Origin of the sequence: Micromonospora qiuiae (assembly GCF_016863555.1) — a bacterium.
Classification (GTDB): Bacteria; Actinomycetota; Actinomycetes; order Mycobacteriales; family Micromonosporaceae; genus Micromonospora; species Micromonospora qiuiae.
In genome coordinates this window covers 21,847-42,312 of the sequence record NZ_BOPC01000072.1, presented here as the reverse complement: position 1 = coordinate 42,312, position 20,466 = coordinate 21,847, and the positions used below count along the sequence as shown (strand labels likewise).

At 67.3% G+C, this 20,466-nt stretch carries 17 protein-coding genes; 12 read left to right on the top strand and 5 right to left on the bottom strand.

Going from position 1 to position 20,466, the window contains the following annotated elements; genetic code table 11:
• From Vqi01_RS23145 to Vqi01_RS23135, 3 genes are all read right to left on the bottom strand, one after another.
• The coding region (locus Vqi01_RS23145) for an alpha/beta fold hydrolase (protein ID WP_204036946.1) at positions 1–818 on the bottom strand (818 nt) is incomplete at its 3' end.
• Positions 819–837: 19 nt separating this feature from the next.
• Positions 838–1,407 (bottom strand): DJ-1/PfpI family protein, encoded by a 570-nt coding sequence (locus Vqi01_RS23140; protein WP_204036945.1) that lies wholly within the window; start codon positions 1,405–1,407, stop codon positions 838–840.
• Positions 1,408–1,491: 84 nt separating this feature from the next.
• Entirely contained in the window at positions 1,492–2,235 is a 744-nt protein-coding gene (locus Vqi01_RS23135) for a GntR family transcriptional regulator (protein ID WP_239098599.1), read from the bottom strand.
• 438 nt (positions 2,236–2,673) lie between these two features.
• Here Vqi01_RS23135 and Vqi01_RS23130 point away from each other — a divergent pair, with 438 nt between their 5' ends.
• The 8 genes from Vqi01_RS23130 (at position 2,674) to Vqi01_RS23095 (ending at position 11,000) form a co-directional block, all read left to right on the top strand.
• Entirely contained in the window at positions 2,674–4,059 is a 1,386-nt protein-coding gene (locus Vqi01_RS23130) for an extracellular solute-binding protein (protein ID WP_239098598.1), read from the top strand.
• 38 nt (positions 4,060–4,097) lie between these two features.
• Positions 4,098–5,006: a carbohydrate ABC transporter permease gene (locus Vqi01_RS23125; RefSeq protein ID WP_239098597.1), complete on the top strand. Its 909-nt coding sequence runs from the start codon at positions 4,098–4,100 to the stop codon at positions 5,004–5,006.
• Positions 5,007–5,095: 89 nt separating this feature from the next.
• A complete protein-coding gene (locus Vqi01_RS23120) occupies positions 5,096–5,917 on the top strand; it encodes a carbohydrate ABC transporter permease (RefSeq protein WP_239098596.1) in 822 nt (273 codons plus the stop codon).
• Positions 5,917–6,984 (top strand): ABC transporter ATP-binding protein, encoded by a 1,068-nt coding sequence (locus tag Vqi01_RS23115; RefSeq protein WP_204036940.1) that lies wholly within the window; start codon positions 5,917–5,919, stop codon positions 6,982–6,984. Before Vqi01_RS23120 ends, Vqi01_RS23115 begins: the two co-directional genes overlap by 1 nt.
• Positions 6,984–8,060: an ABC transporter ATP-binding protein gene (locus Vqi01_RS23110; RefSeq protein ID WP_204036939.1), complete on the top strand. Its 1,077-nt coding sequence runs from the start codon at positions 6,984–6,986 to the stop codon at positions 8,058–8,060. Before Vqi01_RS23115 ends, Vqi01_RS23110 begins: the two co-directional genes overlap by 1 nt.
• An 87-nt stretch (positions 8,061–8,147) precedes the next feature.
• On the top strand, positions 8,148–9,608 hold the full coding sequence (locus Vqi01_RS23105; RefSeq protein WP_204036938.1) for an NAD-dependent succinate-semialdehyde dehydrogenase: 1,461 nt from the start codon (positions 8,148–8,150) through the stop codon (positions 9,606–9,608).
• On the top strand, positions 9,605–9,745 hold the full coding sequence (locus Vqi01_RS23100; RefSeq protein WP_204036937.1) for a hypothetical protein: 141 nt from the start codon (positions 9,605–9,607) through the stop codon (positions 9,743–9,745). The genes Vqi01_RS23105 and Vqi01_RS23100 overlap by 4 nt, the downstream gene beginning before the upstream one ends.
• Before the next feature lies 1 nt (position 9,746).
• A complete protein-coding gene (locus Vqi01_RS23095) occupies positions 9,747–11,000 on the top strand; it encodes an iron-containing alcohol dehydrogenase (protein WP_204036936.1) in 1,254 nt (417 codons plus the stop codon).
• Between the two features lie 110 nt (positions 11,001–11,110).
• Here the strand turns inward: Vqi01_RS23095 and Vqi01_RS23090 are convergent, their stop codons facing one another.
• Positions 11,111–11,644: an acyl carrier protein gene (locus Vqi01_RS23090; RefSeq protein WP_204036935.1), complete on the bottom strand. Its 534-nt coding sequence runs from the start codon at positions 11,642–11,644 to the stop codon at positions 11,111–11,113.
• A 257-nt stretch (positions 11,645–11,901) separates the two neighbouring features.
• On the opposite strand from Vqi01_RS23090, the gene Vqi01_RS23085 reads away from it, so the two are divergent.
• Positions 11,902–12,210: a phosphopantetheine-binding protein gene (locus Vqi01_RS23085; RefSeq protein ID WP_204036934.1), complete on the top strand. Its 309-nt coding sequence runs from the start codon at positions 11,902–11,904 to the stop codon at positions 12,208–12,210.
• Complete coding sequence (locus tag Vqi01_RS23080) at positions 12,188–15,547, top strand: AfsR/SARP family transcriptional regulator (RefSeq protein WP_307825173.1); 3,360 nt, start codon at positions 12,188–12,190, stop codon at positions 15,545–15,547. The genes Vqi01_RS23085 and Vqi01_RS23080 overlap by 23 nt, the downstream gene beginning before the upstream one ends.
• A 14-nt stretch (positions 15,548–15,561) precedes the next feature.
• On the opposite strand, the gene Vqi01_RS23075 is transcribed toward Vqi01_RS23080, so the two are convergent.
• On the bottom strand, positions 15,562–17,034 hold the full coding sequence (locus Vqi01_RS23075; RefSeq protein ID WP_204036932.1) for a class I adenylate-forming enzyme family protein: 1,473 nt from the start codon (positions 17,032–17,034) through the stop codon (positions 15,562–15,564).
• Between the two features lie 434 nt (positions 17,035–17,468).
• On the opposite strand from Vqi01_RS23075, the gene Vqi01_RS23070 reads away from it, so the two are divergent.
• A complete protein-coding gene (locus Vqi01_RS23070; RefSeq protein WP_204036931.1) occupies positions 17,469–19,160 on the top strand; it encodes a condensation domain-containing protein in 1,692 nt (563 codons plus the stop codon).
• Positions 19,161–19,864: 704 nt separating this feature from the next.
• Positions 19,865–20,416 (top strand): thioesterase II family protein, encoded by a 552-nt coding sequence (locus Vqi01_RS23065; protein WP_372444415.1) that lies wholly within the window; start codon positions 19,865–19,867, stop codon positions 20,414–20,416.
• The last annotated feature ends 50 nt before the right edge of the window (positions 20,417–20,466 follow it).

The window sequence follows — 20,466 nt, the reverse complement described above, 5'->3', positions numbered from 1 at the left end:
GGACCACTGTCCCGGCGGAGGAAGCACGACAACAGTTGCCTGAACTCGTGCGGGTGCTCGACCGCCGGCACGTGCCCGCATCGGCCGAGCACGTGCAGACGGACATCGGCCAGGTGTTCGAGTAAAGGCTGGGCTGCCGTCCCGAGCGGGACGACCCGATCCTCGGCGCCGTGCACGAGCAGCACGGGCGCGCGGACCGCTGCCAGCGTTTGCGCCGAGAGGGTGAGGTCGTCGACCCATCGTGCCCTAGGTGGAGGGAACAACGACGCGAATGCGCTCGCTCCCGCTCGCATCGCAGCTGCACGGGCATCGACGGCCGAATCGGTCACGAGCGCTTGGTCGAGGACGAGGCGACTCAGCATGTCTCGTGCCCCGAGCGGGCCGGCGGGGGCGGCCCAGATCGCGTCGAGCTCGGCGGAGAGCGGTGCCCCGGGGGCGCCCATCGTCGAGACCGCCACGACATGGGTGACCTGCTCAGGGCGCGCGGCCGCCAACGCCAGCGCCACGGCGCCGCCCATGGAGTGCCCCACCACGGCGTAGTACTCGATACCGAGAGCGTCCATCAGGCCCGCGGCCTGCTCCGTCCACAGCCGGAGCCCACCCCTGGAGCCCGCCGGCACAGGTGTACGGCCGAACCCCGCCTGGTCAGGAGCCACCAGGTGCCAGGACGTGCCCAGGGCCTGCGCCGTCGTTGCCCAGGCTCCGGACCCGGTCGTGCCGGGTCCGGAGCCGTGCAGCATCAGCACTGCGGGCCCGGTGCCGCTCTCCAGAAGGTGGACGGGGGAGCCGTGGACTGTAACGGTCCGAAGTGCCGTCACCGGGGCACGCCAGATGTGCTCATGCCGATGCGGGGTTGACGGACTTCGAGAAGAGCTCCATCATCGCTCTGCCGAATTGCGGCATGTCGGGCCACCCCCGGCAGGAGACGAGGTTGCCGTCCACGACGTCGGGAGCGTCGATGACCGTCGCGCCCGCGTTCTCCATGTCACCGGTGATGGGTGGAAAGCAGGCCGTCTTTCGACCCTTCAGTAGCCCGTACACCGCTGGTACCTGCGCGCCGTGGCACACCAGCGCGATGGGGAGGTTGCGCGCGAAGAAGTGCTCGGTGATGCGCCTGACGTCGGGGTCGACCCGGATCCATTCGGGGGCACGTCCCCCGGGGATGATGAGGGCGTCATAGCGCTCGACGTCGACCTCGGCCCAGGGCACGTCGACCGGCAGCTTCCGGCCGTTCTTCTCCACGTAGGCGTCGGAGTTGGGGTCGAACTCGTGGATGACCAGTTGCACGTCACGTCTCGTCCGTGACGAGACGTCAACGTCCCAGCCGCCCTCCTGCACCCGATAGTAGGGATACATGGTGTCGAGCTCCTCGGCGGCGTCGCCGGTCAGGATCAGCGCTCTGGGCACCTGCTTCTCCTCGCATCTGGGGGGCGGGTGAGGTAGATCCAATCCGATCCGATTGATTTAGCATTCCTCGGCCCGGCCCGCCCGTCAAGCCTCTACCGCCGTTCCGTCCGCGTCCTTGGCCTCGTCGAACAATCGTCGGAAACGCTCGCCGGATCGCAAGATGTGCCGACGCATCGCGTAGGCGGCGGCGTCGGGGTCACGCGCGGCGATCGCAGCCACAACTTGTTCGTGCTCGGCCATGGCCAAGTGAGTGACCTGGGTGTCGTGGTGCAGCCTGAAGAGGTGCACGTGGCTGTGCAGGCGAGCGAGCGCTTCACGGATGACCTGGTTCTCCGCGCTCAGGGCGACGAGATCGTGAAAAGCGGCGTCGCGTAGCCCGAAGGCACCATAGGCCATGGGGCCGTTGCCACCCTCCAGCTCCGCCATCTCCTCCAGCATTCGTCGCAGGCCGGCCACCTGCTCCGGGGATGCGCGTTCGGCGGATCTGCGTGCCGCTGCCGGCTCGAGGAGCAGGCGGACCTCGAGCATGTCCTCGAATCGGTGACGGGTGATTTGGGGAGGGATGCGGTAGCCGGCATGGGGCACACGCACGACCAGGCCCTCGGCCTCCATGCGGTTCAGAGCGTCTCGGATCGGCGTCTGCGAGACCCCCAGCTCTCGCGCCAGGACGTCGATCGTGACGCGGGAGCCGGGCTCGATCCGTAGCGACATCAGCTGTCCGAGCAGCGTGTCGTACACCTCGTCGGCAAGCCGGCCGCCCGATCTTCCCGGCGGCGTTCCGCCCGTCACGGCCCTACGGCCCCGCGCGATCATCGCTTCGTCGTCCATCGTGACGTGAGGCCCCTTCTTGCGCCTTGGTGAACCTGTTGACATCAATCACAGCGCTGCGGCATGCTGACGCCCCAGTCGATCGTATAGGAAAAGCGTTGGGTGCCCGTCATCCTGCGCCATCGCGGAACCGCCCGCCATCGCTCCACTTCGATCACCTAAAGCTCCGATGGGCATGCTCGACGTCCTGCTCGGTTCGTCACCTGGCCGCAGAGGAGCCGAAGGACTTCTCGACGGCATGAAGACCCAGTACATCGCGGCGTACTCGTGATGCCGGTCCGCGGGTCGGCCCCCGCGGCAGCCCGGCAACACGCCTGAACAACCCAGCAACTGCTCGGCGAAACACATAGCGAGGTTCTAGAAGTTTCCACCCAGAAAGCAGGCGAGAAGATGCGGCATACACGGCGAACAAGACGAATGCCCGCTCCCGGTCGAAAGGTGCAGTTGGCGACGGCGGCCATGCTGCTGGTGGCCACGACCGTGGCGGCTTGCGGCGACGGCCAGGACGACGGCGCGACGGCGAGCGCCCCCAAGGCGCCGGCGACCATCCCGGAGCTCACCAAGGACCCGCTGACCCTCAGCTTCATCTGGTTCGACTGGCCTCCCGCTCACGCGCTGGAAGACTTCGCGAACGCGGAGTACAAGAAGGAGCGGCCGAACGCGACCATCAAGGTCAACACCGTGCCGAACGCGAACTGGCACGACGCGATGTTCACCCAGTTCGCCGCGCGCAAGACCGACTTCGACATCGCGATCCTGGACTCGCAACACATCGGCGAGGCCGTGACGAACGGCAACATCCTCGACATCACCGACTTCGTCAAGAACAACATCGAGGTCGAGGCCTACAACCCGTACCTCCTGGCGGCCTACGGCCAGTTCCCCCAGGCGGAGACCGGCAAGCGCGACGAAAACGCCAGCCTGTACGGACTGCCGCTGCTCGGCGACACCTGGACGATGATCTACCGCAAGGACCTGATCGGCGACAAGCCACCGCAGACCTGGGACCAGATGATCTCAGTCGCCGAGAGGTGCCAGGCGGACAACCCTGGCGTCAGCGGGCTGGCTTTCCACCAGGCCAACGGCTCCGACGCCGCGGCCGTAACCTACAACACGGTCAACGGCGTCTACGGCGGCAACCTCTGGGACGCCAAGACGCGCAAGATCGAGGGCGTCCTCAACGACGCTGCGGGCCAGGAGGCGATGGACGTCCTGGTCAACAAGATGAAGCCGCTGACCGCCAAGGGATCCGGCAACTGGTTCATCGACGAGGTGAACGCGGCGGTCGCCCAGGGCAAGGCCTGCATCGCGTTCAACTGGATCGCCGCGAGCGGCGGCCTGCTTGATCCGAAGCAGTCGATGCTCGGCACCACGCGGGAGCAGATTCTCGACAAGCTGGGTTTTGCCACCTTGCCGAGCCAGAAGACGAACCTGGTCCCTCTCGGCGGTATGGGAATGCACGTGTCGGCCTACTCCGCCAAGGACAACCAGGCGGAGGCCCTGAACTTCATGAAGTGGTTCGAGCGGGCTGACATCCAGAAGAAGTGGGCCGCGGCTGGTGGTGTGCCATCGCGTACCGACGCCCTGGAGTCGCCCGAGTTCCTCAATGCCGGGCCCTTCAACCAGGTGTACACCGACTCGGTTCCGCGGATGCGGGACATGTGGAACGTGCCCGAGTACGCGCGCCTCGTCGACATTGAGAACACCAACGTGAACGCAGCTCTCAACGGCGCGAAGAAGCCGAAGGAGGCGCTCGACGACATCGCCAAGGAGCAGCAGAGCGTGCTCGACTCCAGCAGCCGCAAGGGCGGCGGCGGACTGTGAGCGCTCCCCTCCCCCTGGCGACCGACCACCCCGGGCAGGTGGCGCCAGCGGCGCCACCTGCACCGGGTCGGTCCCGCCGGCTGAGCGACCGCGGTCTCGCCGCGGCCTTCATCTCCCCCGCGCTGCTGTTGCTGCTCGCAATGTCGGTGTTCCCGTTGCTGTGGGCGTTGTACCTGTCTTTCACCGACTACTCGGCCACCCGCGGGGGGCCCGCCCATTTCGTTGGGTTCGGGAACTACACCGCCATCCTGGCTTCGGCGCAGGTCCACCAGAGGGCCTTGACGACGTTGATCTACGTGGTCGGCGCGGTCGGCCTGCAGACCGTGCTCGGTTTCACCATCGCCTACCTGATCTCACGGCGCACGCACGGGCGAGGACTGCTGACCACTCTGTTCCTGGTGCCGATGATGCTGTCACCGGTCGTGGTCGGGCTGTTCTGGCGATTCATGCTCGACGCGCAATTCGGCGTGATCAACAGCATGCTGGGCTCGCTCGGCCTGGGGCAGGTGGAGTGGCTCACCCGGCAGCGAACGGCGCTGATTTCCCTGATCGTGGTCGACACCTGGCAATGGACGCCGTTCATCATGCTCATCGCACTTGCGGGCCTTACCGCGGTTCCCAAGTACTTGTACGAGGCCGCCTCGATCGACCGGGCATCCGAGTGGTTCCGGTTCCGCACCATCACTCTTCCGCTGGTGTGGCCGCTGCTGCTCATTGCCGTGTTGTTCAGGGCCATCGAGGCCTTCCGGCTGTTCGACCTCGTCTACATCCTCACCAACGGAGGTCCGGGAGTCTCCACCGAGACGTTGTCGTTCCACGTCTACAAGGTCGCGTTCCTGGGCTTCAACACCGGAACCGCCTCGGCGTACGGGATTCTCATGGTCCTCGTCGTCATCGTCCTCACGCAGCTCTACCTGCGCTACTTGAACAAGCTCAAGGAGGACTGATGGCCGTCTCCGTCGACGAGGCCGTGTCCGCAGGTCCTGTCCGGGATCACACGCCGCCCGCGCGCCGCCGTGGCGGCCGGGGCCGCTCCGTGCTGGAGGTCGCGCTGCTGGCCGTACTGGCCGTCGTGATGCTCTTCCCGGTGCTGTGGATGATTCAGACGTCCATCAAGGAAAACCGGGACGTCTACGCCATTCCGGCCAAGTTTTTCGACTTTCAGGTCACCATGGATCATTTCAAGGACGTGTTCGTCGCTTCCGGCGGCGGCCGCTCGGCCCTGTCCGTGTCGTTCCTCAACTCCGTCGTCGTCGCCGGGGCATCCACGGTGCTGGCTACCGTGCTGGGAGTCCCGGCGGCCTGGGCGTACTCACGCTTCGCCGTGAAGGCCAAGAAGGACCAACTGTTCTTCATCCTGTCCACCCGCTTCATGCCGCCCGTGGTGGTCGTGATCCCGATCTTCCTGATGTACCGCCAAGTCGGACTCATCGACACCAAGCTCGGCTTGATCCTCATCTACGCCGCGTACAACCTGCCGTTCACGATCTGGATGATGAAGGGGTTCGTCGACGAGGTGCCCGCGGAGTACGAGGATGCCGCCATGCTCGACGGCTACACCCGCCTGCAGGCGTTCCGCCGTTTCACCCTTCCCCTGCTCGTGCCCGGCATTGCCGCGACGGCGGTCTTCGCACTCATCTTCTCGTGGAACGAGTTCGTGTTCGCCATCTTCCTAACCTCCAGCGACGATGTGCGGACGGCTCCACCCGCCATCGCCGGCCTCATCGGTGGCACCACTGTGGACTGGGGTCTCGTGGCCGCCGCCTCCGTGGTGTTCGCCCTACCCGTGCTCGTCTTCGCCTACCTGGTGCGCAAGCACCTCGTCGCCGGCGTGACGCTCGGGGCGGTGCGACGCTGATGGCGGGCATCGAGGTGAGCGCCCTGCACAAGCGCTACCCGGACGGCACGGTCGCTGTTGATCACGTGGACCTGTCCATCGGCGACGGCGAGCTGTTCGTGATGCTCGGCCCTTCGGGTTGCGGCAAGACGACCACCCTGCGGGCCATAGCCGGCCTGGAGAGGCAGACGACGGGCGACATCCGCATCGGCAACACGCTGGTCAACGACCTGCCGCCCGCCGAGCGTGACATCGCCATGGTGTTTCAGTTCTACGCTCTGTACCCGCATCTGAGAACCCGCGACAACCTGGCGTTCCCACTGCGGGCCGAGGGACTGCCCAAGGCGGAGGTGCGCGAGCGGGTCGACGAGGTAGCCCGGCTGATGCGGCTTGCTCCGCTCCTGGACCGGCGACCGCGCCGGCTGTCCGGCGGCGAGCAGCAGCGCGTCGCGCTCGCCCGCGCCCTGGTGCGGCGACCGCAGGCATTCCTCATGGACGAGCCCCTCACCAATCTGGACGCGGAGCTGAGGGCGGACATGCGCACGGAAATCAAGCACCTGCAGGGTGAGCTGGGGACGACGATGGTCTACGTCACCCACGACCAGGTCGAGGCGATGTCGCTAGGTCACCGAATCGCCATCCTCAACAAGGGCCGCGTCGAGCAGATCGGCACACCGCTGGAAGTCTACGAACGCCCGGCGAGTCTTTTCTGCGCCGCATTCATCGGCTCGCCGCCGATAAACCTGATCGAGGTGGAGGTGGCCGACGGGAAGCTGCGCAGCCAGGGCGGACTGGTCCTCACGCCACCGCCGGGCCTGCCGCGCGACCGTTGCCTGGTCGCCGGCGTCCGGCCGGAGGCGCTGGAAGTAACAGAACCAGGGGCGGAACGTTCGGTCCCGGCCCGCGTGGCCTCAGCGGAGTGGCTGGGCGACGAGATCATCTACGTCGTCGACCACGGCGGCCAACGCGACGTACGGGTTCGGATGCCACCGACTGGCCGTTTCGCCGCTGACGCAGCGGTCGGGCTGCGGCACACCGGCGGAACCCCGGCGGTCTACGACGTGAGCACGGAAGAGCTGGTGGCCTGATGGGAACCGTGGCAGTGCACGGGCTGCGCAAGTCCTTCGGCAAAGTCCAGGCCCTGGACGGGGTGACGCTGGACGTGCCGGACGGCTCGTTCTTCGTCGTGCTCGGACCCTCCGGGGCAGGCAAGACGACGACCCTGCGAGCGATCGCCGGCCTGGAGAAACTTGACGCCGGGTCGGTGCATCTGGACGGGAGGGACGCGACCGGTGACCCCCCGGCCGCACGCGACCTGGCCATGGTCTTTCAGAACTACGCCCTCTACCCGCGACACACGGCGTACGAGAATATCGCTTCGCCGCTGCGGGCACGCCGCTGTTCTTCGAGCGAGATCGCCGCTGCCGTCGAGCAGATGTCGCGCCTGCTGCACATCGAACGTCTGCTGCAGCGTCGTCCCGCGCAGTTGTCGGGCGGTGAGATGCAGCGGGTCGCCCTGGCCCGGGCGCTGGTCCGTCGCCCGCGCGCGTTTCTCATGGACGAGCCGCTGACGAACCTCGACCTCAAACTCCGCGTCGAGATGCGCACCGAGCTCACCCGCATCCACCGGAGCCTCGGAGCAACCTTCGTCTACGTGACCAACGACCAGGTCGAGGCCCTATCCATGGCCGACCAGGTCGCGGTCCTCAAGGAAGGGAAGGTGCAACAGGTCGGAACGCCGACCGAGGTGTACGAGCGTCCAGCCAACCAGTGGGTCGCAGGATTCGTCGGGAGCCCGCCGATCAGCCTGCTCGCCTGCCACGCCGAGGGAGATCGTTTGGTCGGTGCGGAAGGCTGGACGCTGCCGCGGCCCCGCTGGACCACGGCTGAGGACGGTCGTGCGCTGCTGCTGGGCCTGCGCGCGGAGGACCTGTCCGTCGAGCAGCGTGGAAACGCGTCGTTGCCGGGGGAGCTCTACGGGCTTGAGCCGCTCGGTGACCGAACGGTGGTCGACGTCCGAGTGGGAACGGAGATCCTCAAGGTCAAGGCACGACCCACCATCACCGGTACGCCGGGCGAGCGACTGCTTGTCACGGTCGATCTGGACCGTGCGCACCTGTTCGATGCGGGCACCGGGCTGTCACTGTCCGAGGCTGGGCGGTAACCGCGCCGGGCGGCGACGGCAACATGCGCCCGCACATGGCGATCGTGCCTCGGCGGACCGTCACCAGTGAGCACAGGAGGCGACGCAATGAGTGACCCGATGAACGCCCTGGCCCCCGAGCACCGGCGGCTCCGGATCGGCGACGCCTGGCGCGACGCCGCAAGCGGAGCGACCTTTGCCGTCGAGGACCCGGCCACCGGCAAGACCATCGCCGAGGTGGCGGACGCCGACGTCGTTGACGGGCTCGCCGCGCTGGACGTGGCGAGCAAGGCAATGACGGAGTGGGCGGCGACCCCACCGCGGAAACGGTCAGAGTTGTTGACCGCGACGTACCGGGCACTGACCGAGCGATCCGAGGAGGTCGCCCGGCTGATAACGCTCGAGATGGGCAAGCCGCTCGCCGAGGCTCGGGGAGAGGTGGCCTACGGCGCCGAGTTCTTCCGTTGGTTCGCCGAGGAGGCGGTACGCGTCGAGGGGCGCTACAGCACCGCTCCCGCAGGTGGATATCGCATCCTCACCGTGCCGAAGCCGGTCGGACCGTGCGTCTTCGTGACGCCCTGGAACTTTCCGTTGGCCATGGGTGCCCGCAAGATCGCTCCTGCGCTGGCGGCGGGCTGCACGACGATCACCAAGCCAGCAGCCCAGACGCCACTCACCATGCTGTTCCTGGCCCGAATCATGGAGGAGGTCGGCGTTCCCCCGGGCGTTGTCAACGTGGTGACCACCAAGCGTGCCGGCGAGGTGGTCTCAGCACTGCTAGCCGACAGTCGGACCCGCAAGCTTTCGTTCACCGGGTCGACCGAGGTCGGGCGCGTGCTGCTACGACAGGCTGCGGACAACGTGCTGCGCACCTCCATGGAACTGGGCGGCAACGCGGCCTTGATCGTGTGCGCCGACGCTGACCTGGACGTCGCGCTCGACGGTGCGATGGTGGCCAAGATGCGCAACATCGGGCAGTCCTGCATCGCGGCCAACCGGATCTACGTCGAGGAGCCGGTGCGCGAGGAGTTCACGGCGCGCTTCGCCGAGCGGATGGAAGCGCTTTCGGTGGGCCATGGTCTCGACGACGGCGTGGACGTCGGGGCGTTGATCGACGAGGCCTCGGTCACCAAGATCGACGAGCTCGTCGCCGACGCGGTCGATCGCGGCGCCCGGGTCTTGGTGGGCGGCGAGCGTCCGGATGGGCCGGGCCACTTCTACCCGCCTACGGTCCTCGTCGACGTGCCCGAAGATGCCCGGATGCTGGAGGCCGAGATCTTCGGCCCGGTGGCGCCGATCATCTCGTTCACGTCCGACGACGAGGTGATGGCGAAAGCCAACGACACCGAGCACGGCCTGGCCGGATACATCTTCACCCGTGACCTGCAGCGGGCGCTCCGGTTCACCGAGGGGCTAGATACCGGAATGCTCGGCATCAACCGTGGTCTGATATCGGACCCGTCAGCTCCGTTCGGAGGCGTGAAGCAGTCCGGGATCGGCAGGGAGGGGTCACACGAGGGCATTCTTGAGTACCTCGACCTCACCTACGCGTCGATCGACCTATCGTGATCGGCCTGCTGCGCCGGGCGCCCGGCGCGCGCGCCTGCGCCACCCGGGCGACCAACCTCGCCGACGTCGTCCCGGTCTCGCAGGTGACCTGGACGTGCACCCAGCAAATCGCCGCCGACGTTCCGGAAAGGCACTGACATGCTTGAGACCGTCCGCGGACCACGCCAGCTGATAGTGGGCGAAGGGGTCGCGCAGAACATCCCACGAGTGGTGGCCGAGAGTGGCTCGCGAGTCCTCATCGTGACCGACCAGGTCGTTCTGGAGCAGCCGGGCGTGGCCGGGATCGTGGCCGCCGTGCGGGAGAAAGTCGAGGTCGTCGAGGTGTTCTCCGACGCCACTCCAGACGTGCCACTCGCCGATGTCGACCTGGCCGTCTCGGTCGCCGCCGAGGTGGACGCCGACGTGATCCTCGCCATCGGGGGTGGCACGGTGATCGACCTCGCCAAAATCGTCGGCGTCATCTGGCGCCACGGTGGGACGCCGCGCGACTTCTACGGCGAATCGAAGGTGCCGGGGCCGACGATTCCTCTCGTCGCGGTCCCGACGACGTCAGGCACCGGCTCCGAGCTCACACCCGTCTCGGTGCTGACCGACCCGGACCGCGAGCTGAAGGTGGGGGTTTCCAGCGTCCACATCGTGCCCGACTTCGCCATCGTCGACCCCGAACTCACCTACACCTGCCCTGCGACCGTCACCGCCCACTCCGGCATCGACGCGTTCTGTCACGCGGTGGAGAGCTACACCGCGCGACCCCGGGCCCACGGACCGCGCGACCCGGTGGAGCAGGTGTTCCTCGGCCGCAACCCGATCACCGACCACTACGCGCTCCTGGCCGCGGAGCGGATCGCCCGTAGCTTGCTTCGTGCTGTCAGGGACGGAGGCGACACGGACGCGCGCGCGGACATGTCCTATGGGTCCATGCTCGCCGGGCTCGCCTTTTCCCACGCGGGCAACGCGGCCCCGCACGCTCTCCAGTACCCCATCGGCGCAGCCACGCACACGCCGCACGGCCTGGGCGTCGGGCTGCTACTGCCCTACGCGCTGGACGCGGCCAGGGATGCCATCGGCGACCGGTTGGCCATCCTCGCCGGGGTGTGCGGGCTCGACGTGACCGACGCCTCGGATGCCGAGGCCGCAGATACGTTCCTCACCTGGCTCGACGGGCTCCTTGCCGACATCGGCATCCCTCCCACCTTGGCGGACATCGGCGTGGCACGCGCCGACCTCCCGCGTTTCGCGGAGATGGCCAGTGGCGTCACCCGCTTGATCCAGAACCATCCAGGCCCGACCGACACCGCCAGCCTGACCGCGATCCTCGAAGCGGCCTGGACCGGGGATCGGACCCGACACGCCCTGACTCAGAGCAGAGACAGCGACCGGCCTTCCACATGACGGCGCGGTGCCCCACTCTGGGGGTCGGAATGCTCGGCTACGCCATCGCGCCCGACGTCGTAACCCTCCTCGGGTCACTCCCCCCGACCAGGCAGTAATGCTGATCCGGCTCACTGCTGTTGCAGTACCCGGCATTCACGCAGGAGGCCGGCGACGCCGCGGATGCTGTAGGTGCTCATGAAGTCGTAGACGTCCAGCGCCTCGCCGAACTCGTCCTCGATCTTCGAAAGGATTTCGACCGCCACCATCGAGTCGCCGCCGAGGTCCAGGAAGTCGTCGTGCACGCCGATCCATTTCAGGTTCATGGTGCCGGCCCAGATCGACAGGAGCCGTTCTTCGATGTGGTCGACCGGACCTTCGAACAGGGTACACGCGCCGGCGATGACGGCGGACCGGATGTATTCGGTGTCGAGTGCGTCGCCGGCGAGCGGCATGGCGTCGACGAGTAGCACACCGTCCAATCCGCAGCACGCACCGAGCCGGTCCCATACGTAGCCTCGAAGTTCCGGCCCACTCACGTACTGGGAGAACTCGACCACGCCGATCGTGGCGTCCCGATCATCGTGGCGTATCGTCGTCGCCCGGGCATTACGCACGGCCGAATGCTTCCGCAGGGTGGCTGCGAGCTCTGTCAAGCCAACCATCAACCGCTCCTTCCGTAACGGCGGCAGTCCGAGCCGTCGGCATCGATTGAGAACAGTCGCCAATGTGCCACGGAAGCCTGAGTGGTCGCAGAGACGGATCGGCAGAAATCTCGGAAGAGGTTGACTGCCGTTGCTTCTTCCCGCCCATCCTTGCCTGCGCCGGTCGAATCGGACCACAATTCACGCCGATGGGTGGCGAGCCTGCGACCGTTCGCTATTCGCCGCCATATTGTCGCCGACCGAGGGGGTAATGAACGATGAACGAGATCAGCTACGCACAGTCATCGCTCACCGAGGAGGACGTGCCAAGCACCACTACGGAGCGGGTCATCGCCGAGGTGTGGGCCGAGGTACTGAACCTTGACGAGGTCGGACGGCACGACAACTTCTTCGACCTCGGCGGCCATTCGGTGCTCGCGACGCAGGCCGTGGCCAGGTTGCGCGTCGCTCTGGGCCGGCACCTGCCGGAACGAGCGCTGTTCGACTGGCCGACCGTCGCGACCCTGGCCTCGGCCCTGCCCGGTTATCCCGTCTCCGAACAGGATGCACGTATCAGGCGCAGGTGAGCGACGGGTCCGGTGGGAGCCAAGCATGCCGTGCCCACCCGGGCCCGGGAGAACGGCTCCTCGCGGCGACCACCGGGCACAGCAATCAACCATGGGCGGACAAACCGATCAAGCCGGAACCTCACGACATGCCGGAACCTCGCGACATCGAGCGACAGCCAAACCATCCATCAGAATTACCGAGATTCGCCCATATACTCCAACAACAAGACTATCTACAGCCTGTCAAAGCGGCGCTGACGAATTGGGGTTACTCCGCGGTATCCCGGCTCGGCATCTCGCTCGAGTCCGTCCGCTTGCCACCCGAACGGCGACCAGGGCAAATGTGATTGACGTTCGTCGTTGCGTGATACCGTATGCTACTGGCATGGTGCGAGTCGAGTTCCGGGTTCTTGGAACATTGGAAGCCCTGGTCGATGGTTCCCCCGTGCCGATAACCTCCCCCCGGCAACGTACAGTGCTGGCCAATTTGCTGATGGCCGCCAACCATGTCGTGACCGTCGACAAGCTGATCGGCGCCGTTTGGGACGCTTCCCCGCCGTCCAGCGCGCGTGGTCAGATCCAGATCTGCATCTCCGCGCTGCGCCGGGCTCTCCGCAGCCCGGAGATCATCGACACCAACCCACTCGGGTATTCCATCCGGGTGGCTCGCCAGCAGCTCGACTACCTCATGTTCGACGACGCCCTCGCCCAGGGCCGGTCCGCCGCTGCCAAAGGGCGGCTGGACGAGGCGCTGACACATTTGGACCGCGCGATCGACATCTGGTCCGGCCCGGCGTTGGGCGGAGTACCCGGCCGGGCCGCGGAAGTCGTCTCCCACCGTCTGGAGGAGCGGCGGATCATGGCGCTGGAGGATCGCGCCGAGATCCGTCTGGGCCTGGGCGGTCATCGGGAGCTTGTCGAGGAGCTGGCCGCGTTGACCACGGAGCACCCCCTGCGGGAGCGCCTATGGGGGTTCCGAATGCTCGCTCTCTATCGGTCAGGACGGCAGGCTGAAGCCCTGGCGACGTACCGTACGGCCCGCAGCAACCTGGTGAACGAACTGGGCATCGAGCCGAGCCAGTACCTGCGCAAACTGGAACGCGCGATTCTCAGCCAGGACAACAGCATCAGCGGTCCCGTGGACGACAGACGTACCGGGACCGCCACGAGCGTGCACCCTCCGCAGGAGTTGCCCGCCGATCTGCCGGACTTCGTCGGCCATGCCGCGCTGATCGACGGCCTGGCCGCCACCCTGACCAGCGAGGACACCAAACAGATACCGATCGCCGTCATCACCGGCGCACCGGGCTGCGGCAAGACCTCGCTGGCCCTGCACGTCGCGCATCTGTTACGCACCAAGTTCGTCAACGGCAGCCTCTACGCCTGCCTCTACGGGAGCACCGCGCAGCCACGCTCGACCGACGCGGTGCTCAGCGACCTCCTGCACGGACTCGGCGTTGCCCCGGCGGCGATTCCGGTCGCGCCCGGGCAGCGGATCAACCTGCTACGCAGCCAGATGGCGATGCGACGGCTGCTGATCGTGCTGGACGATGTCGGCAACGAGGACCAGATCGCCGACCTGCTCCCCGGCGTGCCGGGTCCGGCGGTGCTGATCACCAGCCGCCGCAGGCTCGCCGGCATCCCGGGCGCTCGGGCCATCGATGTCGCCATGATGTCGGCCGACGAGAGCCTGACCCTGCTCGGCCGGATATGCGGAGAGCAGCGGGTCGCCGCGGCGCCCGACGCCGCTGCGGAGCTGACCCGGATGTGCGGCGGCCTGCCCCTGGCCGTGCGGATCGCCGCGGTCCGACTGGCTGCGCACCCGCACTGGGCGGTTGGCACCCTGCTGGACCGACTGCGCGACGAGCGGTCTCGGCTGGACGAACTGTCCCACGGCGACGTCGGGGTCCGCTCGCTGCTCGCTGACGTGTACGAGTCACTCACCGTGCCGGCGCAGACTCTGTTCTGGCTCCTCAGTGCACTGGAGATACACGAGTTCAGCGCCTGGACCGCGGCGGCTCTGCTGGACTGCGACACGAAGCGGGCGACGACACTCCTCGACGAGCTCGCGGACGTCCGGCTGCTGGAGGCTCACTTCTCCGCACTCACCAGGCAACCCCGCTACCGATTCCACGAGCTGGTGCGGGTGTTTGCGAGCGAGCACCGGCTGACGCAGGACGACAGGAAGGAGTGCGTAGAGGCGGTCACCCGGTCGCTCGGCGCCCTACTCGCCTTCGCCGAGGAGGCTCATCAACGGATCTATGGGGGGCGCTTCGCGGTTCTGCACGGCACGGCGCCCCGATGGGCCGGCGCACGTGCCGAGTTCGACCGTTTCCTCGGCGATCCGACGGCCTGGTTTGACGAGGAGCGCACCACGCTGGAGGTGGCGATCCGCCAGGCGGCGGAGCTGGAGCTGGACGAGCTGTGCTGGGAGTTGGCCATCGTTTCGGTCACCATGTACGAGAGACGCGGCCTGTTCGCCGAGTGGCGTACGGCGCACAACATCGCGCTGGAGGCCACCAGCAGGGCCGGCAATCGCCGGGGCAACGCCGCCGTGTTGGCGTCGCTCGGCTCGCTGGGCATCGCCCAACACGCCGAGGACGACGGCGAGAACCTGCTACACGCCATGAGCCTGTTCGATGCGGCCGGCGATCAGGCCGGGTCGGCATTGACGCTGCGCAACCTTGCTCACCTGGACCGAATTCAGGGCCGGCCCGCCATGGCGGTGCTGCGTTACGAGCAGGCCCTGGAGAAGTTTCGGGCAGTAGGCGATCTGGGCGCACAGGCCCATGTACTAAGTGGACTCGCTCGCAGCCACCTGGATCTCGGTTCCTCGGGCCGGGCTGAGATCCTGGCGAAGGAGTCGCTCGCACTGGGTGAACAACTCGGTAACCGGCGCCTTCAGGCACAGGCGTTGTACCGGCTCGGTGAGGTGTTCGCCGACTCAGGGCAGTCGCTGGCTGCGAAGGCCGTTTTCCAATCGGCACTGGATCTGGCTCGGGCGCAGGACGATCGCATCGGCCAGTCCTATGCCCTCAACGGCCTCGGCGGGGCCCTGTTGGACCAGAACGAATTCACGGCGGCCGAGATTCATTTCAGCGAGGCGGTCGAGATATGCCGGATGACGCACGAGCGGAATGTACACGCACACGCCTTGTTCGGGCTCGGTCGGGTCTACATGGGTCGGGGTGAGTTCGATACCGCGGAACAATTCTTCGTGCAGGCCGCGAACGCATTCGCAATGCAGAAGAACAACCCGTGGCACACGCGTTCCATCGAAGAGCTGGGCGCGTTGCGCCGGGCCGCCGGCCGGCTACCGGCGCGAGGTGGGAACGAGCCGACCGGAGAGAGGTGAAGACCGGGCCGTGATCAGCCCCGCCGGCCGGCCAACCGCCAACGTTCGAGCTTCCCGGCGGCCGAGCGCGGCACCTGATCGACGAACGTCACCCGCGTCGGCACCTTGTAGTTGGCCAGGCCGGCCCGGCAGTGCGCCATGAGCTCACCGCTGCTGACCGAGGCTCCCGGCTTGCAGACGACGTAGGCTCCGACCGTCGATCCGAGCACCTGCTCCTCGGTTGCCACCACCACGGCGTCCAGCACCGCGGGGTGTTCCAGCAACTGAGCCTCGACCTCGTTGGGATAGACCTTCTCGCCGCCCACGTTGATCACGTCGTGCCGTCTGGGGGTGAGGAACAGATAGCCGTCCTCATCGAGCCATCCGAAGTCGCCGACGCTGGCGAAACCGTCGGTCGTCGTTTCCAGCACCTGGCTGCCCAGGTATGCGTCTCCTCTGGAAACCCGGCCGGCGCGCATGAACACCTTACCGGTCTCTCCCGGGCCGAGCCGGTTCCCGGCGTCGTCCCTGATGCTGATCTTCGTAAAGAACCCGCGACCCACCGTTCCGGGCCGCTGTTGCCATTCGTCCCCACGCACCAGAGTGCCGCCGATGTTCTCGGTCGAGCTATACACCTCGTACAGATGTTGTGGCCCGACCAACTCGATCCACCGCTTTTTGGTGAACGAGTCGCACGACGCGGCCGTGTGCATCACCGTGCGCACGCTGGTGAAGGACGCCGGATCGGGCTGGACAAGCAGCAGGATGGTGCGCATGTGCGCCGGGGTGAGCTGGATCCATTCCACCGCGTACCGCTCGACCAGCTCCACCGTCCACGCCGGCAGGAAGTACGGCGGCAAAACGCTGGTGTTGCCGTCGAGGAGCCCGTCCAGCAGCGTGGTGAACGGGGCCGCATGGTGCAAGGGGCCGAGAATCAGTTGCCGCTGACCGGAGCGCCAGCCGGCGCGGCGGCGCAACGGCAACGGCACTTGGCGCGGCTCATAGACGAGCGGCCCGGGGCGAATCGCGATCTTCGGTCGGCCAGAACTGCCGCCGGTCGGCAGCAGGTAGGCGATCGGGCTGGTCATCGACGCCCGCGACCGCGGCCGGCCCACGTCGGCGTCGGCGTCGGCGTCGGCGTCGGCGTCGGCGTCGGCGTCGATGAGCTGAGCCCGTCCGTACGTCTGACCGATGAAGTTGAGGAGCTTCTCCCGCTCGGGTCCGGGCGAGGTGGGGTTCAGCGGCAGCAGTGGCAGCTCCGCGGAGAGGACAGCCACGATGTCGACCACCGTCTGGATCGTGTTGTTCGCCTCGATCGCGACCACGCCCGGACCGGTCCGCCGGGTGGCGGCCTCCACCAGTGCGTCCGCCTGCCGGCCGCTCCGCTCGGCCAACTCCCGCCACGTCAGTACCTGCTCGACGGAGTTCTCGTCGAAGCCGACGACCGCGGGTCGTTCGGTTGACATCTCCGCGATATCGGTGATCCGCTGACGGATCGATACGCTCATTCGGGCCTCCCACGATCGAGTGCGTCGTCATCCACCCGGCGGTCGGCGACATGCCGGACGGGCCGGCCGAGTGAACGAAACGCAAGCCCACGCGGCTTGGACCGAGCCGGCGCACACATGATGGACGCAAATCGATGATGGCTCGCAAACCCTGGCGCATGCAGAGAACAACCGGCAGAACAATGCACACGATCCGATCCGCGAGTCGTTGCCGGTTCTTCTCTACTGCGCGGTGCGGACCGCTCAATAACCTGGCGCACATGGTCTCACCAGGGCAGGTCGATAGCGCCGCGCCGAGCACTCGGACGATGCCGATCCACCAGGCAACCCGAACCCGCGGTCCTCGCCGCCGGGAGCGATCGGTGAGCCTGGTCCCGCGGCCATCGGTGACCGTGCGGTTCAGTGGAACGCGATCGGCCGAAGGGCCGCTCAATATGGGCCAATACAACATTTTGCAGTGGCTGCGCGGTGAGTCGGAGCAGTTCTTCGCGGCCGTCGCGGGAGAACTCGACGTCCCGGCCGCAGCCGTGGTCGATGACGTCGCCGAGGCACTCGCAGTCCTGATCGAACGCCACGAAGGACTGCGTACGACGTACGTCGACGGCGTCGAACCACGGCAGTTCGTGCACGCCACCGGCGACCTTGTCGTAGAGGTTTACGCGATCGAGGCCGCTGACCCACAACTCGTCGACCGGGCCAGCCTGTCCAGGGACCTCACCCGGCGGTTGCGCGCTGCGGGCGCATACCGCATCGGCGAACTGCCGGTCCGGGCCGCCCTCGCGGTGCTGCCGAGTGATGAGTCCACCAGCTCCGCCTGGGTGGTGCAGGCCGCGGTCATCGGCTGCTCGCATCTCGCTGTCGACTATCAGGCAATGGAGATCATCAAGCGAGAGTTCGCGGACCTGATCCGTGATCGCACCGCACAGCCGGCCGGCGGACCACCGATTCAGCCGTTGGACCTGGTCGCCCTGGAACGCACACCCAAGGCCCTGCGGCACGAGGAATCGGTTCTGAGCTACTGGAAAGATGGGTTCTTGCGCATGCCGCAGTGCCTGTACCCCGTCCCGCGGGTCGCTGCCGGCAGTGGGTCGGTAGCCGTCGAGATGACCTCCACCGCTGCCGGGATGGCGCTGCGAGCGGTGACAGCGCGCACCAGGACGAGCCGCGCCAGCGTCGTGCTGGCTGCGATCGGCGCGGTGCTCTCGCACCGGACCGGCACCCGGGAGCTCGTGCTCCCCACCATGTCCGCCAACCGCTTCGAGCCGCGCTTTCGGCAGCACGTCGGCAGCCTCGCGCAGCTCGCGTTGATCACGCTTACGATCAGTGACACCACCTTCGACCGGCTGGTCCGGCAGGCGTGGGCCGCAGTGGTCGACGCGAGCCGGCACGGGCGTTACGACGTGGATCGGCAGAGCGCCATCGCGCGCCGGGTCGAACACGAGCGCGGCGTCGTGTTCGACTGCGAACCGCTGTTCAACAACCTCGTCATCGAGTCCGGTCCGGCGATCGGCAGGGCTACGGCATCGGTGCCCACGCCGGGTGAACTGGACGCCGCGCGGCGCGCGACGCAGCTCCGGCGGCAACCGATGCCCGTCGGGACCACGCTGATCCGGTTCGATCTATACGGGACCGACGGACAGTTGCGTCTCGGCTGTTGGAGCAGCGACACCGGCCGCATCCCCGACGACGAGGTCGAATCGCTGCTCGTAGCGGTCGAGAACCTGTTGATCGCGGCCGGGTCCGGTGACCTCGACGCCCGAGGGATCCGCGGCTCGATCCCGCTGAGCCCGGTACAGCGGGGCCCAGGCTGGCTGCTCGTGGACGGCTGCTGGGTCGAGGTGACCGAAGTGCAACGGCTGCTCGACGACGCGCTGGCGTCCACCGGCGCCAAAGTCTTCGCAGCCGTGAACGGCCTGCCGTTGGTCGCTTATCTGGCGCGGACCGAGGCTGTACGCACTCCCGAACAGGCCCACGCCGCTTGCATGGCCGCGCTGAAGGCGTATCCGACGGCAATGGCGCCACAGAACTACGTCATCTGCGAACGCGTCCCGGGTGACCCCGATGACGCGGCAGCGTGGATCGACGTGTGCTGCCAGGGATCCGGCCGGAAGGGAGCCGACGGGTGACCACGAGCAGGATCAGAGGGGTGCTGATCATCGACAATATGCTTTCGCTCACGGCGGTTGGTTCACCGGGATCACGCAGAATCGCCGTAGCGATGGCCGAACCATTGCCGGTTTCGTGACGACAGGTGGCTCAAGATCGACGGAGGGCGCCTCTGTGGCGGCCCTCCGTAACCCTCGCGGGGGCTGATCAGCCCCATGGAGTGTCGTCGGCGACCACCGATGTGGGCAGCGTGGCGATCAGGCGCGGACCGGAAACCATTGATACTCGCAACTCGGCACCCCTTGTCTGCTTCGGCTCTCGTGCCGGCTGCCGCCGACAGGAACCAAGCTATGGCCGGTCGTTTTCAGCTCCCCATCACGACGCTTTTCCCGCCAGCCTGGACCTACTCGATCGGCGATAGCGATATGGAGGCGCCCGGAACGAGGATTGAGCAAGAATTGCCTACTCTCCACCAACGAAGGCGACCTTCCTCATGGCCTCATCGTCAGACTACCGGACCGATACGTCGCATGTCGGCGCCGCGGCGCTGATCTGCATACCCAGCGCCGGTAACGGCGACTTCCAGTTCGATCGGTGGCCCGACATCGTCGGCCCGTGGTGCGTTGTCCGCACATCGGCTGCGGGCGGTCTAGGCGGCGAAGCAGCGGGGGCGAGCGCCATGGCCTCAGCCCCTCCAGCGCCATCAGGGTTGCCGGAGCGGGCCGTGGAGCTCGTGGCCGACCTCATGCGCCGAGGGGTCGAGAAGTTCGCGTTGTTCGGCCACGAGAGCGCCGCGCTGCTCGGCTACCAGGTCGCGGTCGAGTTGGACCGGCGGGGCGCGCCGGCACCGCTGCGCCTGTTCGTGTCGGGCTGTCCGGCACCTCAGTATCTGAGCCGACATGCCGGCGAAACGCACGCCGAACCGACCGACGACGAACTGATAGAACGCGTGCTGGCGACTGCGGTGGCCATGGGCGGCAACCCGCTGCCATCGATCGTCGCGACCGGCGTGCGTGCGCTCCGGGCCGAACTGGCCGCGTTGCGGGCCTATCGGATGCCCCGCCCGGCGCCGCTGCGCTGCCCGCTGACCGCGATCCGGTGGCTGGACCAAGGCATCGAACCGGAGGCACTGGCCGGCTGGTCGGCGTACGGGGACATCGATCTGGTGCAGTTACCCGGATCCGGGTTGAGCTATGCGACCGACCCGGCCGACCTGTTGCGGGTCATCGGCGACAGCGCGCCGGCCGGTGACATCCGTTGGCCGGCCGAGTGGTGACAGGCCCACGTCGTCCGCGGCTCCACGCTGGCGTGGAGCCGCGGACGACA